We start from the raw sequence: 15,092 nt of genomic DNA, 5'->3' as shown, positions 1-15,092 counted from the left end.
TGCGGATTGATCCGGATTTCAAGGTTGTCTTTAGAAACGTCGATGCCTGCGCAGGAAAACATAGCCAAACCCTCTTACACTCAAAGGTGAGAGCGCTCTGGCTGGGCTCCACGCTTGTAACTGTTCGAGGTAGGCTCGTTCAACTGTTCGGGCTCAATAACCAGAGTGGAGGGGTGAATGGCAGCGTGGGCTCCCACACGTGCTTTAAGCACTCCGGGCGTTCAGCTTGCCACTCACCGCTCTCATCACCAGTCTAATTCCTGCGCAAGACACAAGCGGGCTTGCTCGCGAAGGCGGCCTCACTGATTCAACGCAATCGCGATCAACCGATGCAGCTCCTCAACCTCCAACGGCGCCTCGGAAAACAGGATTCGAAACACGATAGGCGCTGCCACCATGTTGATCAGCCGATCGACACTCGGTTTCGGCTCATTCGGATAACGATCCAGAATCATCTGCAGCTGCCCGCCAATGATCGTCGCGCAGTAGCTCGGCTTGAGGCTGGCTTGCACGTCGCGCAGCATGTTGCGGCCGGGTTCGGAGCTCATCTCGTCCAGATACTGTTCCGCCCAGGCCTGCACATCGCCGCGCAGGCTGCCGGTATCGGCCGATGCGGTTTCCGGCTGCATGCGGGCGAGGGCGACGTCCGCCAACAATGCCGACAAATCTCCCCAGCGCCGATAGATAGTCGACGGCGTAACCCCCGCGCGCGCGGCGATTTGTGGCACGGTCACAGTGGCGCGGTCCTGCTCTTCGAGCAGTTCGCGCACAGCTTTGTGAATCGATTCCTGAACCCGGGCACTGCGGCCGCCGGGACGTAAAGTGGGGCCTGTCATTACCTGTTTCCTGTTCTCGCCGAGACTTGCCGTCGGGCAAAAGCCTCGGCTCTAAAAGCCATGCATCGGACCTTAACACAAAGAATTTGCTTTAAGCGCTGACCAGTAGCACACTCCGCAAAAGCGAAAAATTAGCTTTTGCGGAGACTTTTGCGGAGTGTGCCGATGTCCAGTTCTCATTCAAATCGTGCAAGCCTGTGGTTTCTGGCGATCACTTTACTCAGTTTTCTCGCAGCTTCCACGGCGCCAACGCCGTTGTATCGCTTGTACCAAGAGCAGATGCACTTCTCGGCCGCGACCCTGACCCTGATTTTCGGCGTCTACGCCTTCAGCTTGTTGGCGGCGCTGCTGACGGTCGGTTCGCTGTCGGATCACCTTGGGCGCAAACCGGTTATTTTCAGCGCCGTGGTGTTGAATGCCCTGGCGATGTTGCTGTTTATCAACGCTGACAGCGTCGCGTGGCTGATCAGTGCCCGGGTGCTGCAAGGGTTTGCCACCGGCATGGCGACCGCCGTGCTCAGTGCCACGCTGCTCGACACCGACCGTCAACAGGGGCCGCTGATCAACAGCGTTGCGCCGTTGCTTGGCATGGCCCTGGGCGGGTTGGGCTGTGGTTTGCTCGCCGAATTTGCACCCGCGCCGTTGCACCTGACTTATTGGCTGCTGCTCGTCCTGTTTGCGTTGCAGGCCGTGTATATCTGGCGTTTGCCGGAAAGTGTGTCGCGTCAGCCGGGGGCTTGGGCTTCGCTGCGGCCGACCTTGCATGTGCCGGTTCAGGCGCGCTCGACCTTATGGCGGGTACTGCCGCTGAATACGGCGACGTGGGCGCTCGGCGGTTTTTATGCGTCCCTGGCACCTTCGTTGGTGCGCACGGCCACCGGCTCCACCTCGAACCTGATTGCCGGTTCGACTGTGGCCGCGCTGACGGTGACAGGGGCGTTGATGATTTTCACCCTGCGCAATCGCCCAGCCGTGTTGGCGCTGCAGTTGGGAGCAAGCCTGCTGCCGACGGGGATCGTTCTGGTTTTGCTGGGCGTTCACAGCGCCAGCCTGCCGTTGTTTTTCCTCGGCACGCTCGTCGCCGGTTGTGGTTTCGGTGCCGGTTTTCTGGGGGCCGTGCGCAGTCTGGTGCCGTTGGCTCTACCTCACGATCGCGCGGGTCTGATGTCGGCGTTTTATGTGCTCAGTTACCTGGCGTTCTGTTTGCCATCTCTGTTGGCCGGGAACCTGACGCGAAGCTTTGGCCTGGTTGCGACCACAGACGGCTACGGTGCCGTGTTAATCGTGCTCTCCGTTGGCGCTTTGCTGGCCTTGCTGCGTCAGCGCTCGTTGAAAGCCTGTGGCGCTGATGTGCGTTGATCGCTAGCCTTGGCTTCGCCATTCATTTCGACGGACCGCCCCATGAAGATCATTCGCAGCAAATCCTTCACCGCTGAGCGTGCCTGGGGCGCGTTGGACATCGCCAACATGAACGGCATCACCACCCGTTTGCACTGGACCGATCAGCCTTACAAATGGCACGTCAACGATGGCCAGGAAGTGTTCGTGGTGCTGGATGGGCAGGTGCAGATGCGTTATCGCGAAGAGGGCATCGAGAAGGCAGCGCTTCTGGAGGTCGGCGATATCTTTTATGCCTCTGTCGGCACCGAGCATGTGGCGCATCCGCAGGGCGCGGCGCGGATTCTGGTGATCGAATCGGAAGGCAGTGTCTGAGGCTATATCTGCAAAACAGATAAGTTATAGAGATATTACCCGTTATATAGATATTCGATTCAGTTCTACCATGGGCTCCACCTCACCAGAGGACAGGAGTTCGCCATGACATGCCCTAACAGCGTCACAACCGGTATCAAACCGTTCAGCCATTTGCAGCACCCGCGTGAAGTCATCCGTCAATTCACGCCCAACTGGTTCGCCGCGACCATGGGCACCGGGGTGCTCGCATTGGCACTGGCGCAATTACCCCTCGACATTCCCGGTTTGCGCGCGTTCGCCGAAGGGTTGTGGCTGTTCAATATTTTCCTGTTCGCCGTCTTCACCGCCGTGTACACCGCTCGCTGGGTGCTGTTCTTCGACGAAGCCCGGCGGATTTTCGGCCACTCCACGGTCTCGATGTTCTTCGGCACCATTCCCATGGGACTTGCGACCATCATCAACGGCTTTCTGGTGTTCGGCCTGCCACGTTGGGGCGATGGCGTGATCGATATTGCCGAAATGCTCTGGTGGCTGGACGTGGCGATGTCGCTGGCGTGTGGCGTGCTGATTCCCTACATGATGTTCACTCGTCAGGAGCACAGCATCGACCAAATGACTGCGGTCTGGCTGTTGCCGGTGGTGGCCGCGGAAGTCGCTGCTGCCAGCGGTGGCTTGCTGGCGCCGCACTTGGCGGACGCCCATTCGCAACTGGTGGTGCTGGTGACGAGTTACGTGCTCTGGGCGTTTTCCCTGCCGGTAGCCTTCAGCATCCTGACGATCCTGTTGCTGCGCATGGCGCTGCATAAACTGCCCCACGAAAACATGGCCGCCTCCAGCTGGCTCGCGTTGGGTCCGATTGGTACCGGGGCACTGGGTATGTTGCTGCTGGGGGCGGACGCGCCGGTCATCTTCGCAGCCAACGGTTTGCCAGGCATCGGTGAAATCGCCGCCGGCCTGGGGCTGGTGGCCGGGATCACCCTGTGGGGTTTCGGTTTGTGGTGGATGCTGATCGCGGTGCTGATTACCCTGCGTTACCTGCGCGCCGGCATCCCGTTCAACCTTGGCTGGTGGGGATTTACCTTCCCGTTGGGCGTCTACTCGCTGGCGACGTTGAAACTGGCCAGCACTTTGAACCTGACGTTTTTCAGTGTGTTTGGCTGCGTGCTGGTGGCGTTGCTGGCAGTCATGTGGCTGATCGTTGCCCGGCGCACGTTGCAAGGCGCGTGGCGCGGTGAGCTGTTTGTCTCGCCGTGCATTGCAGGATTAAAGAAATAACCTGCAAAGATTAGGTAATGTGTGGCCTGGATCGACGTTCGGCATTCCAATAACCGTATCCACGCCACTCGCTACCTAACATCAGGGACACATGGAAGATGAGTCACCCCTCGCAGTTCACCTTGCTCCGTACCCGGCGCTTCCTGCCGTTTTTCGTGACCCAGTCCCTCGGGGCGTTCAACGACAACATCTTCAAGCAGTCGTTGATCCTCGCCATTCTGTACAAACTGACCATCGACGGTGACCGCTCGATCTACGTCAACCTCTGTGCGCTGCTGTTCATCCTGCCGTTCTTTCTGTTCTCGGCATTGGCCGGGCAGTTCGGCGAGAAGTTCGCCAAGGACCGCCTGATCCGTCTGATCAAACTCGGCGAAATCGCGATCATGTCGGTCGGCGCGGTGGGTTTCGTCTTTGATCATCTGTCGTTGATGCTGCTCGCGCTGTTTGCCATGGGCACGCATTCGGCGCTGTTCGGGCCGGTGAAATACTCGATCCTGCCCCAGGCCCTGCGCGAAGAAGAGCTGGTCGGCGGTAACGGACTGGTGGAAATGGGCACCTTTCTGGCGATTCTCGCCGGGACCATCGGCGCCGGGATCATGATGTCTTCCAGTCACTACGCGCCTATTGTCTCCAGCGCGATCATCGGCGTTGCCGTGCTGGGTTACCTGGCCAGTCGCAGCATTCCACGAGCAGCGGCCGCTTCGCCGCAAATGCGTCTGAACTGGAACATTTTCAGCCAGTCCTGGGCCACGTTGAAGTTGGGTCTTGGGCAGACGCCCGCCGTATCGCGTTCGATTGTCGGCAACTCGTGGTTCTGGTTCGTCGGGGCGATTTACCTGACGCAGATCCCGGCCTATGCCAAAGAGTGGATGCACGGCGACGAAACCGTGGTGACGCTGATTCTGACGGTGTTCTCGGTGGGGATCGCGCTCGGCTCGATGCTCTGTGAAAAGCTCTCCGGGCGCAAAGTCGAGATTGGCCTGGTGCCGTTCGGCTCGTTCGGCCTGACCGTCTTTGGCTTGCTGTTGTGGTGGCATTCCGGCGGAATTCCGGACAGCGCGACCGGCCATGGCTGGGTCGAAATCCTCGGCTTTGGTCACACTTGGCTGGTGTTGATCGACATCCTCGGCCTGGGGATCTTCGGTGGCTTCTACATCGTGCCGCTGTACGCGCTGATCCAGTCGCGCACCGCCGAGAACGAGCGGGCGCGGGTGATTGCCGCGAACAATATTCTCAATGCGCTGTTTATGGTGGTGTCGGCGATTGTGTCGATCATCTTGTTGAGCCTGGTCAAGCTGTCGATTCCGCAGCTGTTCCTGGTGGTGTCGCTGCTGAACATCGGCGTCAACGCCTACATCTTCAAGATCGTCCCCGAGTTCAGCATGCGCTTCATGATCTGGCTGCTCAGCCATTCCATGTACCGTGTGGAACATCGCAATCTGGATCTGATTCCCGATGAGGGCGCGGCGCTGCTGGTGTGCAATCACGTGTCGTTTGTCGATGCGCTGCTGATCGGCGGCGCGGTGCGTCGGCCGATTCGCTTTGTGATGTACTACAAAATCTACAACTTGCCGGTGCTGAACTTTATCTTTCGCACGGCAGGGACGATTCCGATCGCGGGGCGTCAGGAAGACATTCAAATCTACGAAAGAGCCTTCAAGCGGATTGCGCAGTATCTGAAGGATGGCGAGTTGGTGTGCATCTTCCCGGAGGGCAAATTGACTGCTGACGGGGAGATCAATGAGTTCAAGGGAGGGCTGACGCGGATTCTTGAAGAAACACCGGTGCCGGTGATTCCGCTGGCGTTGCAGGGGTTGTGGGGGAGTTTCTTCAGCCGCGATCCGGGCAAGGGGTTGTTTCGCCGGTTGTGGTCCCGGGTGACGTTGGTGGCGGGGCCGGCGGTGGCGGTTGAGGCGGCGGAGCCGGCGGCGTTGCAAGCGATGGTTGGCGAGTTGCGCGGCACCGTTAGATAGTCGGTGAATGTGCGGGCCCCTTCGCGAGCAAGCCCGCTCCCACACTAGATCGAGTTCCTCCAGATGGAATGCGATCAAATGTGGGAGCGGGCTTGCTCGCGAAAGCGGTAGTGGCTTAAGCGCTAACCTTGAGCCCAACCAACCCGGCAATGATCAACGCCACGCTGGCCAGCCGAAACAGCGCCATCGACTCACCAAACAGAATGATCCCGGCAATCACCGTGCCGACCGCACCGACACCCGTCCAGATCGCATAGGCGGTGCCCAGCGGCAATTCCTTCATCGCAAGACCCAGCAACCCAAGGCTGATGGCCATGGCTGCGACGGTCAGCGCGGTGGGTAGCGGACGGCTGAAACCGTCGGTGTACTTCAGGCCAACGGCCCAGCCGACTTCGAACAGGCCGGCGAAAAACAGGATGATCCAGGACATGAAAGACCTCCATCGATTGACGGGGTCGTCCCCAGATTAATGACTCGATCGAGCCGCGAGGTCGTCCTCGCGTTGCGCGATAGAGTGCCCATCATTAACCCGGGGATCAAGTTTCGGCTTATTCAGTAGCCTGTCGCGCAGCGATTTCCCGGTCTTCTTTCTCGCTCATTCGACGGAAGTACGTCGAGAGCAGCGCCCCGGAAATGTTGTGCCACACGCTGAACAACGCACTCGGCACTGCCGCCAGCGGCGAGAAGTGTGCACTGGCCAGCGCGGCGCCCAGCCCGGAATTCTGCATGCCGACTTCCAGCGCCAGTGATTTGCGTTGGGCCAACGGCAGCTTGAACAGGCGCCCGGTGAAGTAACCCAGTAGATAACCGAAGCTGTTGTGCAGCATGACCACGGCCATGATCAGCAGGCCGGACTCGGCAATCTTCGCCTGGCTGGCGGCGACCACGGCGGTGACGATGATCACGATGCTCACCACCGAAATCAGCGGCAACACTTCCACCGCGTGGCGCACCTTGGCGCCGAGCACGCGTTGCGCAACCACACCGAGGATGATCGGCAACAGCACCACTTGCAGAATCGACCAGAACAGCTCCATGAAGGACACCGGCAACCACGCCGAAGCCAGCAGCCAGATCAGCGCCGGGGTCAGCAGCGGGGCGAGGAGGGTGGTGACGGCGGCGATGGCCACCGACAGGGCCAGATCGCCGCGTGCCAGCCAGGTCATGACGTTCGACGAAGTGCCGCTTGGGCAGCAGCCGACCAGAATCACGCCGACAGCGATTTCCGGCGGCAGGTGGAACGCCTGGCAGAGCAACCACGCCACACCGGGCATGATCACGAAATGTGCAACCACGCCCAACGCCACGCGCCATGGATGGCGGGCGACTTCGGCGAAGTCTTCGAGTTTGAGGGTCAGGCCCATGCCGAACATTACCAACCCCAGCAGTGGCACGATCGCGCCTTTGAGGCCGATGAACCACGCCGGTTGCAGGAACGCCACGACCGCGAAAATCAGTACCCAGTAAGCGAAGGTGTTGCCGACAAAGCGGCTTAATGCAGCGAGTGCGCGCATGGTCTGATCCTTATTATTAGTTAACACCACAAATCAAATGTGGGAGCGGGCTTGCTCGCGAAAGCGGAGTGTCAGTCAACATCATCGTTGAATGACAGTCCCTATTCGCGAGCAAGCCCGCTCCCACAATTGATATCACAAGGCTTTAGATCCCTTGCGGAGTCTCTTCACCGCCCAGCGCTTCAACCAGCGCCGGCAGGAAGTCGCCGAAGGTCAGCATCATCAGGGTGAAGCTGGCGTCCAGTTGGCCCAGGGCCTCTTCGCCGCCGTCCTGTTCCGCCTGATCTTGCAGCAGGTCTTCGAACTTCAGGCGCTTGACTACCATCTTGTCGTCGAGGACGAACGACAGCTTGTCTTGCCAGGCCAGCGACAGCTGAGTGACTACTTTGCCGGTGCTCAGGTGCAACTGGATTTCTTCGCTGGTCAGGTCCTGACGCTTGCAACGCACGATGCCGCCGTCTTCGTGGGTATCACGCAGCTCGCATTCGTCCAGCACAAAGAAGTCGTCCGCGGCTTTCTGGGTGGTGACCCATTCGGTCATGGTGGCGGTTGGCGACATTTTTACCGTCAGTGGACGGACCGGCAGGGTGCCGATCACTTCACGCAGGGTGGACAGCAGATCTTCGGCACGTTTCGGGCTGGCCGAGTTGACCAGAATCAGGCCCTGTTTCGGCGCGATGGCGGCGAACGTCGAGGAGCGACGAATAAAGGCACGCGGCAGGAACGCCTGGATGATTTCATCCTTGATCTGATCGCGTTCCTTCTTATAGACCTTGCGCATTTGCTCGGCTTCGATCTCGTCGACCTTTTCCTTCACGGCGTCACGCACGACGCTGCCCGGCAGGATGCGTTCTTCTTTACGCGCAGAGACCAGCAGGAAGTCGCCGCTGACGTGGACCAGCGGCGCATCTTCGCCTTTACCGAATGGCGCGACGAAACCGTAGGTGGTCAACTCCTGGCTTGCACATGGACGCGCCAGTTTGGTGGCCAGTGCAGTTTCCAACGCCTCGGCATCAACAGGCAGATCTTGGGTCAGGCGATAGATAAGCAGGTTTTTGAACCACATGGGGTAAGTCTCTCCTTATATACAAAGGGGGGCATTATTCTCTTAGCGGCGCCATAGGCCAACCCTTCGCTAAGCCTTTGGAAGGCCTGAGAAAATTATTTAAAAAAGTGCTTGCCAGAGGTGAGGTCGCTCCGTAGAATGCGCGCCACACCGAACGTGAAGGGTGATTAGCTCAGCTGGGAGAGCGTCTGCCTTACAAGCAGAATGTCGGCGGTTCGATCCCGTCATCACCCACCATTCGCATTCAGTGTTACGCGCAGCGGTAGTTCAGTCGGTTAGAATACCGGCCTGTCACGCCGGGGGTCGCGGGTTCGAGTCCCGTCCGCTGCGCCATATTCGGTCACCTGGAACGCTGAACGCCAGGTCACCACGGAAAAGCCCGCTCACGCGGGTTTTTTTCTGTCTGTAGATTGTCCGTTGTTCCTGCAGGTTGCATCGTTTCACCGGTTTTTAGATTTATTTGAAAAAATATTCAATTAAATCAACACTTTATAAAAACCTGTGGCATAATGTGCCCCGCAACGAAGGTAAAGGGTGATTAGCTCAGCTGGGAGAGCGTCTGCCTTACAAGCAGAATGTCGGCGGTTCGATCCCGTCATCACCCACCACTTTCAACGCTACGCGCAGCGGTAGTTCAGTCGGTTAGAATACCGGCCTGTCACGCCGGGGGTCGCGGGTTCGAGTCCCGTCCGCTGCGCCATATTCGGTAATCTGGAACGCTGAACGCCAGGTCACCACACAGAAAGCCCGCTTAATGCGGGCTTTCTGCTGTCTGGCGTTTGGCAATTGCGCTTATTGCTCGGCGTTACGACTGTGCCGGTAGTCACTTACGGCTTCATACACCGCTTTGCGAAGTCGGTTGATGCCGCCAATCGGCCGATGAGCCTCAAGACCAAACCATGGATTGAACGACTGGTTGTCGCATTGGATATTCAAAGCCGGCGTGTCGAAATCTTGCGCGGGTACTTTGATGCGCGCCACGGTCTGGAACGGCGCCGCGTTTTCACTCCATTCTATGCTGGTGTCTTCAATGGGCATGTACTGGCTTGGGTCCTGACGCTGAATTTGCAGGACGAAGCAGGCTGGCACCCGATCGGTCGATAATTGCTGGTTCAGTGCATTGCGCAGGAAGTTTGGCAACTTCTGGTTCTGCGCGGGCAGGGTGTAGGCCGGGCAGCTATCAGCGTCCGGCATCACGCGGAATTTGGCATTGGCTTCACCAAACTTGTAGGGCGAGACCGAAAAGTAAGTGGTCTTCGTCGGACTTTCCGGGGCGGGTGACAGGGTTGCCAAGGCGATAAACAGATGGCGAACCTGCCACGTCCGCGGGTCCCAGGCAGGGAAAAACGCCATCAGATTTTTGCCGTCCGCCTGGGCCGCCACATTCTGACGGTACTCGGCGGCATCGCTGACGAAGAAGTTCGGGTGGCTGAACATCACAAAGTCCTGTTCGCCACGACGTTGTTGATCGCCGAGCAGCTGTTTTCCGGGCACATCGAGCAATTTGAGCGCCATGCCCCGGGCATCACGGATGCTGTCGAACTGCGGATATGCGTTGCCATTGGACAGGCGCATCGTCGCTTTCCAGATTTTGCCGGGCTCGCTGAACACGCCTTGGCGCAGTTCAGTGGTCAGGTCCGGCAACACTTGAACCTCGGCCTTCACGCAGCCATGGGCCTTGGCATGGGCATCGCGCAGGTAGCGGGTGTTCTCACGGTGTTGATCGACGATGCGCACCGCAGTCTGAATAACGTCCTGAGTCATGGCGGCTTCGCCATCCGGTATCACTTCTTGCGCTGAAACAGGCCCGCTGTGCTGCCAGGCGAACCATGCCATCGCCAGCGCATAACCAAGCACACCAAGGCCGAGAAACCACGGAAGGGTCTTGCCGAGAAAAGCGCCAAAGCGCATCCAGAGTCTGCTCATGGCAATTGCGCCTCCAGCGGGCCGCCCAATACCTTCAGGTATTCCAACAGCGCCCAGCGTTCCTGCGGTTGCAGCAAGCGGCCAATCACGCCGTTGCCACGCTGGCCGGCGCGGAACTCGTGACCGCTGTTGTGATTGCCGGTGATGCGCGTGTCGAACACAAAGCCATTGGTGAAGGCCTCGGTGCGATAGCCGAGATGTTGCGGGTCGTACTCGAACGTACCTTTATAGAAGGTCGTTGCGCGTTCATCTTGAGGCGAGAGCAGTTGGTAAATGCTCGGTACCGAGCCGTTGTGCAGAAACGGCGCCGTGGCCCAGACGCCTGCCAACGGCCTTGCCTTATAGGCGCGCAGCTCACGTACGCCAATCGGCAGGCCGAAGCCATTCATGGCGGGCTGTTCAGCGGCAGGAATGTTCGCGTCACGGTAGGCGCGGTTTCCGACGAAAGCCGTGATGTAGGCGAGCCCTTTGGCTGATGACAGCTGACTCAAATCCAGCGGTTCAGTGGGTGTCGGCTGCAAATGCACGTCAAGCTGCTTGAGTTCCGCCAGATCCCATTGCAGGGCGGAGAGGTCGAAGCGATGGTCGGCAATGTTGTTGGCGGCGCCCGGGTCTGTACCAATGAAATCCACCGGCAGCATTTTCAGGTGTTGCACCCAGCGTCCGTCACTGTCGACAGTGCGGGGCAAATGGCAGCCGGCGCAGTTTTCGCTGAACAACTCGCGTCCCTTGGCCGCCAGCGGCTTGTCGACAGCGCCGAGTAGCTCTTGCGGCCAGGCGGGTGGTTTGAGCCGTTGCAAGGTTTCTTCGATCTGGTGCAGCTCGCGTAACCGCACACTCGACGGATAACGTCCGTCACCTTTGAGCGGTTGGCCGTTGGCATCGAAGAAACTCAGTGTGGCGCCCACACCCAGGGATTCGCCGATGTTACGGGCCATGGGTTGTTGCGCCGAACCGTTCCACTGCACCCAGTCGAACGTCCACATGTCCCACAACTGCGGGTAATCCACCGGGGCATTGGCCACTCGGTAGTTGTCGGCTGAAATCGCATCGCCGAACGTGGCGTTGGCGATGCGCCCGAAGGCGTCGGTACGGCCCGGTCCTTCCTCGGTGGGGTAGAGCCCGCGATGGGTATCGTTCCAGGCGATTTTCACAAAGGTAACGAGGGACGCTTTGAAGTCTTCGCGCAATTGTTGGTGCCGGGCGTCGTACTCCTCGCCCAGCACATTGCGGGCGAAGCGCTCGAATTTCCACGGATTGAGGTAAGTCGAGGTCAGACTGGCGACCATCGCTTGTCCGAAACTGCCGCCTTTCAACGTAGGAACACTGGAAGGCAAGACATGCTGCGCCGAGCCGCCGTCAATGCGGATCGCCTGGCCGTTGAAGCGCAATTCACCGGTGTGGCAAGCGGCACACGTGATGTCGAGAAACTCGTCTCGGCTGCCGGGGTTTTGGTGACGGGCAAAACCTAGGGGCAAATTCCCCGGGTTGTCTGGCGTGGCTTTCTGGCCCGGATCGATCAGGAAACCAAAGCGGGCGAGGTACTCGGGCGAGGCAAATCGTTGTTGCGAGAAGGGCAGTTCAAGGACGTTGAACCAGTCATAGCGCAAGCCTTTGACCTGGGTTCCCTGGGGCGTGAAGTAGTAAGCCTGGCGGTCTTCAGCGCTCCATTGCTCCAGGTAGTGCACCTGTTGCGCAGGCGACCAGGTCGGCAGTTTCGGATTGGCGACGTAGTACAGAACCACGGCCAGGCCGAGTCCCAGCAGCACAGCCACCAGCATCAGCAGGCGAAATAAGAGGCGCAAGATAAACATCCTTGTCGAGTTGTGGCTCTCTTATGCCTTAGCGTCCGGGGTGCGGCAAGTGGCCATTACGCCAGATGTTGTGGGATACGGGATCAGCTGCTGTAGGTGCCAGATGACAGAAGCTTCATGATGCCAATCCGCAAATGCGTTAAAACACCTGAACTTATCAGAAGTTTCCAGCTCTCATGCCGGTAGCCATTGGTCGTGGCCGCCTGATAAGCTCGCGGCTTTACTCGATTGCCCTTTAGGCGCATGAACAAGGAAATAGCATGAAACAGCATCGGTTGGCGGCGGCGGTAGCCCTGGTTAGCCTGGTACTCGCGGGTTGTGATTCGCAGACCAGTGTAGAGCTGAAGACTCCGGCGCAAAAAGCTTCCTACGGTATTGGCCTGAACATGGGCAAAAGCCTGGCTCAGGAAGGCATGGATGACCTGGATTCCAAAGCCGTAGCCCAGGGCATCGAAGATGCCGTTGGCAAGAAAGAGCAGAAGCTCAAAGACGAGGAGCTGGTCGAAGCCTTCGCCGCACTGCAGAAGCGTGCTGAAACGCGTATGGCCAAGATGAGCGAAGAGTCGGCAGCTGCCGGCAAGAAGTTCCTCGAAGAAAACGCCAAGAAAGCTGGCGTAGTGACTACCGCCTCGGGCTTGCAATACGAAGTGGAAAAGAAAGCCGATGGCCCACAGCCTAAGCCGACCGACGTAGTGACTGTTCATTACACCGGCAAGCTGACCAACGGCACCGTCTTCGACAGCTCCGTCGAGCGCGGCAGCCCGATTGATCTGCCGGTCAGCGGTGTGATTCCGGGTTGGGTCGAAGGCCTGCAACTGATGCACGTTGGTGAGAAGTACAAGCTGTACATCCCTAGCGAACTGGCTTACGGCGCCCAAAGCCCAAGCCCGGCGATTCCAGCCAACTCGGTGCTGGTATTCGACCTGGAACTGCTGGCGATCAAAGATCCAGCCAAAGAAGACGCCGCCAAGTAATCAGCGTCTACTTTGACAACAACGCCTCGCTTATGCGGGGCGTTGTTGCATCCGGGGTTCGGCGCAGGTAAACAAAGCGAACGGTTGCTGTACGCTGGAGTCATAGCCATTGAAGACGCCCGTGCTAGCCGCGCCGGCGCGCCAAGTCAATGAAATCTTGGGTTTTTTTATGTGAGTAAAAAACGCCCGATCTGAGCCGGACCCTTATGAAACGGGGCTTTCAGCCGTGAAAAGCAGCTCTGTTCACAAGGTTATCCACAATTTGTGTGGATAACATTTCAGTGGGAGGAATGATGAAAGCACCCTGGAATTTCGCTCGATTCTTGCCCCTCGCCGGGCGCCTGCTCGCGCGTGGGCGCTTGCCGACGCTGCTGTTCGCCGTCGCCAGCAAAGGTGCCAGCCAGGGCAATCGCCTGGGCAAGGTCAAGGACGATCTGCGCTTGTTGCAGGCGCTGTGCCTGGCCTACTGGCGTGGGGAATACCGTGCCGTCAGCCCGAAGGCGTTGGTCTCGGTGGTCGCCGGCCTGATGTATTTCCTCAGCCCGGTGGATGCCATCCCGGATTTCATTCCGGTGTTCGGCATGCTCGATGACATCGCCGTCCTGGCCTGGCTGATGAAAGTCCTCGACGACGAACTCAATGCCTTCCGCGCCTGGCGCAAACGTCAGGTGCCGGAGAAGCTGGCGGTGGTCGAACGCCTGCCCGATACCCCGGAGAAACTTCAGCTCCAGGGTCCCCAAAAGAAACGGGGCGACTGAGGATCCAATTTATTGATACCCCCGCGCGACCTTGGCCGCTGTTAGGATTACACTTCTAGGGAAAAGTGCCGACTCGCAAAGTGTCGTTGTCCTACGGGGAAGTCATGGATATTCAGATAATCACACGCGAAGGCGAGCCCGAGTATGCAGTTTTACCGTGGGCTCAGTACCAGGCTCTACTGAAAGCAGCAGGCATCAACGAACAACCGGCGCCAGACGCGCCAGTGCATCGCACGGCAACACCAGACCAGATTCTTCCAGGTCTGGATCAACTACGCAGTTTGCGCGAAGGGAAGGGCATCGCCATCGAGGCGCTCGCCCGCACGGTAGGCATCAGCCCGTCTTATCTGGCCTTGATCGAAAGTGGCGAGCGTCTACCCGACGCTGCGATTCGCCGCAGCCTGGCCTGGGAATTGACGGTGCCAGGGTGGAGGGATGAATCGTGAGCGTACGCATCAGTCGTCAACATTGGGACGGTTTGCTGGGTGAACTGGATCAGGCGCGTCGTCAGCGTCATCTTCTGACCTATCGAGCGTTGCTGGAGCGTTTGCAATTGCCCACACCGGCCATGCAAACCCTCACCGCTGCGCTCGAACATCTGGCCGCGCTGGATGCCCGGGCCGAGCAACCCCTGCGCAGCTCGCTGGTGATCAGCCAGGGGGCCAGCCGTCTGCCGCGCACCGGCTTCTTTGAATGTGTCGAGCGCCTGGGGCGTTTCTCCGGGCCGTCCGACGGTGTCGCCGCCGCCTCCTGGCACGCATCGGAAGTGGTGCGTGTGTTCGAATACGAATACCCCGAATCAGCCGAGGCCTGAGTGTTTTTAAAACTCAAGGCCCGGGCCGGTTACTGGCTGGCCCGCCGGTTGTTTCACTGGTCATGGTTCGTGCGCCAACCGCGAGGCTGGAGCTGGCTCGAAGGCCAGTTCGCCCGTATGGCGAACCTGGGTGACGTCGGCGCTCAAAGCTTCTATGGCCACATCCTGACCTTCCGCGGCGTCGGCCTTGGGGCTCGCGAGGAGGGCGTGCGATTGCTGCGCCTGGCGGCGTTGGCGGGGGATGGCAAGGCGGCGTATCAGGTTGGGGTGATCAGTCTGGCTGGAACGCCGAGCAAGGCGCCGGATCCAGCTGAAGCTAAGCGCTGGTGGGAAATGGCTGCGAAGGCCGGGCATCCGTTGGCTGAGCTCAAGTTGAAAGAGTTGACGGCTCGGGGTGATGGGTAGTAACACCGCCGGTGTCTGAAGTACAAACGTGGCATGAGGGAA

15 protein-coding genes and 4 tRNA genes are annotated in these 15,092 nt (G+C 59.1%); 13 read left to right on the top strand and 6 right to left on the bottom strand.

Translation table 11 applies throughout. The annotated features are described in order from the left end of the window. Window positions 1-299: 299 nt before the first annotated feature. Window positions 300-836 (bottom strand): TetR/AcrR family transcriptional regulator, encoded by a 537-nt coding sequence (locus EAH78_RS08990; protein ID WP_140667230.1) that lies wholly within the window; start codon window positions 834-836, stop codon window positions 300-302. 165 nt (window positions 837-1,001) lie between these two features. Here EAH78_RS08990 and EAH78_RS08985 point away from each other — a divergent pair, with 165 nt between their 5' ends. The 4 genes from EAH78_RS08985 to EAH78_RS08970 all read left to right on the top strand — a co-directional run bounded on the left by EAH78_RS08985 (window position 1,002) and on the right by EAH78_RS08970 (window position 5,779). Beyond that, window positions 1,002-2,195 carry an MFS transporter gene (locus tag EAH78_RS08985; protein WP_140667229.1) on the top strand — a complete coding sequence of 398 codons (1,194 nt, stop codon included), beginning with the start codon at window positions 1,002-1,004 and terminating at the stop codon, window positions 2,193-2,195. A 42-nt stretch (window positions 2,196-2,237) separates the two neighbouring features. Next, complete coding sequence (locus tag EAH78_RS08980; protein WP_140667228.1) at window positions 2,238-2,549, top strand: cupin; 312 nt, start codon at window positions 2,238-2,240, stop codon at window positions 2,547-2,549. 105 nt (window positions 2,550-2,654) lie between these two features. Continuing rightward, on the top strand, window positions 2,655-3,806 hold the full coding sequence (locus EAH78_RS08975; RefSeq protein WP_140667227.1) for a TDT family transporter: 1,152 nt from the start codon (window positions 2,655-2,657) through the stop codon (window positions 3,804-3,806). A gap of 98 nt (window positions 3,807-3,904) precedes the next feature. Beyond that, a complete protein-coding gene (locus EAH78_RS08970; protein WP_140667226.1) occupies window positions 3,905-5,779 on the top strand; it encodes an MFS transporter in 1,875 nt (624 codons plus the stop codon). 115 nt (window positions 5,780-5,894) lie between these two features. Here the strand turns inward: EAH78_RS08970 and sugE are convergent, their stop codons facing one another. The 3 genes from sugE to rdgC all read right to left on the bottom strand — a co-directional run bounded on the left by sugE (window position 5,895) and on the right by rdgC (window position 8,359). Continuing rightward, window positions 5,895-6,209 carry a quaternary ammonium compound efflux SMR transporter SugE gene (gene sugE, locus EAH78_RS08965; protein WP_027922462.1) on the bottom strand — a complete coding sequence of 105 codons (315 nt, stop codon included), beginning with the start codon at window positions 6,207-6,209 and terminating at the stop codon, window positions 5,895-5,897. 118 nt (window positions 6,210-6,327) lie between these two features. Next, window positions 6,328-7,293, bottom strand: coding sequence for a bile acid:sodium symporter family protein (locus EAH78_RS08960; protein ID WP_140667225.1), 966 nt, complete (start codon window positions 7,291-7,293; stop codon window positions 6,328-6,330). Window positions 7,294-7,438: 145 nt separating this feature from the next. Then, window positions 7,439-8,359 carry a recombination-associated protein RdgC gene (rdgC, locus tag EAH78_RS08950; RefSeq protein WP_046032934.1) on the bottom strand — a complete coding sequence of 307 codons (921 nt, stop codon included), beginning with the start codon at window positions 8,357-8,359 and terminating at the stop codon, window positions 7,439-7,441. A gap of 161 nt (window positions 8,360-8,520) precedes the next feature. Between rdgC and EAH78_RS08945 the strand changes: the two genes are divergently transcribed. From EAH78_RS08945 to EAH78_RS08930, 4 genes are all read left to right on the top strand, one after another. After that, window positions 8,521-8,596: transfer RNA gene (locus tag EAH78_RS08945), tRNA-Val, on the top strand. 19 nt (window positions 8,597-8,615) lie between these two features. Further along, a tRNA-Asp gene (locus tag EAH78_RS08940) sits at window positions 8,616-8,692 on the top strand. Window positions 8,693-8,891: 199 nt separating this feature from the next. Then, window positions 8,892-8,967, top strand: a tRNA-Val gene (locus EAH78_RS08935). Between the two features lie 15 nt (window positions 8,968-8,982). After that, window positions 8,983-9,059: transfer RNA gene (locus EAH78_RS08930), tRNA-Asp, on the top strand. Window positions 9,060-9,151: 92 nt separating this feature from the next. On the opposite strand, the gene EAH78_RS08925 is transcribed toward EAH78_RS08930, so the two are convergent. Beyond that, the gene (locus EAH78_RS08925; protein ID WP_140667224.1) at window positions 9,152-10,285 is read right to left on the bottom strand and encodes a catalase family protein; all 1,134 of its coding nucleotides are present in this window, start codon (window positions 10,283-10,285) and stop codon (window positions 9,152-9,154) included. Next, window positions 10,282-12,090 carry a di-heme-cytochrome C peroxidase gene (locus EAH78_RS08920; RefSeq protein ID WP_140667223.1) on the bottom strand — a complete coding sequence of 603 codons (1,809 nt, stop codon included), beginning with the start codon at window positions 12,088-12,090 and terminating at the stop codon, window positions 10,282-10,284. Before EAH78_RS08920 ends, EAH78_RS08925 begins: the two co-directional genes overlap by 4 nt. Window positions 12,091-12,359: 269 nt before the next feature. Between EAH78_RS08920 and EAH78_RS08915 the strand changes: the two genes are divergently transcribed. From EAH78_RS08915 to EAH78_RS08895, 5 genes are all read left to right on the top strand, one after another. Beyond that, the gene (locus EAH78_RS08915) at window positions 12,360-13,073 is read left to right on the top strand and encodes an FKBP-type peptidyl-prolyl cis-trans isomerase (RefSeq protein ID WP_140667222.1); all 714 of its coding nucleotides are present in this window, start codon (window positions 12,360-12,362) and stop codon (window positions 13,071-13,073) included. Window positions 13,074-13,366: 293 nt separating this feature from the next. Next, on the top strand, window positions 13,367-13,831 hold the full coding sequence (locus EAH78_RS08910; protein WP_140667221.1) for a YkvA family protein: 465 nt from the start codon (window positions 13,367-13,369) through the stop codon (window positions 13,829-13,831). Between the two features lie 104 nt (window positions 13,832-13,935). Then, complete coding sequence (locus tag EAH78_RS08905) at window positions 13,936-14,277, top strand: helix-turn-helix domain-containing protein (protein WP_140667220.1); 342 nt, start codon at window positions 13,936-13,938, stop codon at window positions 14,275-14,277. Then, on the top strand, window positions 14,274-14,645 hold the full coding sequence (locus tag EAH78_RS08900) for a hypothetical protein (protein WP_007898892.1): 372 nt from the start codon (window positions 14,274-14,276) through the stop codon (window positions 14,643-14,645). The genes EAH78_RS08905 and EAH78_RS08900 overlap by 4 nt, the downstream gene beginning before the upstream one ends. Continuing rightward, the gene (locus EAH78_RS08895) at window positions 14,646-15,050 is read left to right on the top strand and encodes an SEL1-like repeat protein (RefSeq protein WP_140667219.1); all 405 of its coding nucleotides are present in this window, start codon (window positions 14,646-14,648) and stop codon (window positions 15,048-15,050) included. It begins immediately after the preceding gene. Window positions 15,051-15,092 lie beyond the last annotated feature (42 nt).

Source organism: Pseudomonas arsenicoxydans, from assembly GCF_006438915.1.
Taxonomy (GTDB): domain Bacteria; phylum Pseudomonadota; class Gammaproteobacteria; order Pseudomonadales; family Pseudomonadaceae; genus Aquipseudomonas; species Aquipseudomonas arsenicoxydans_A.
This window is presented reverse-complemented; position numbering and strand designations above follow the sequence as displayed.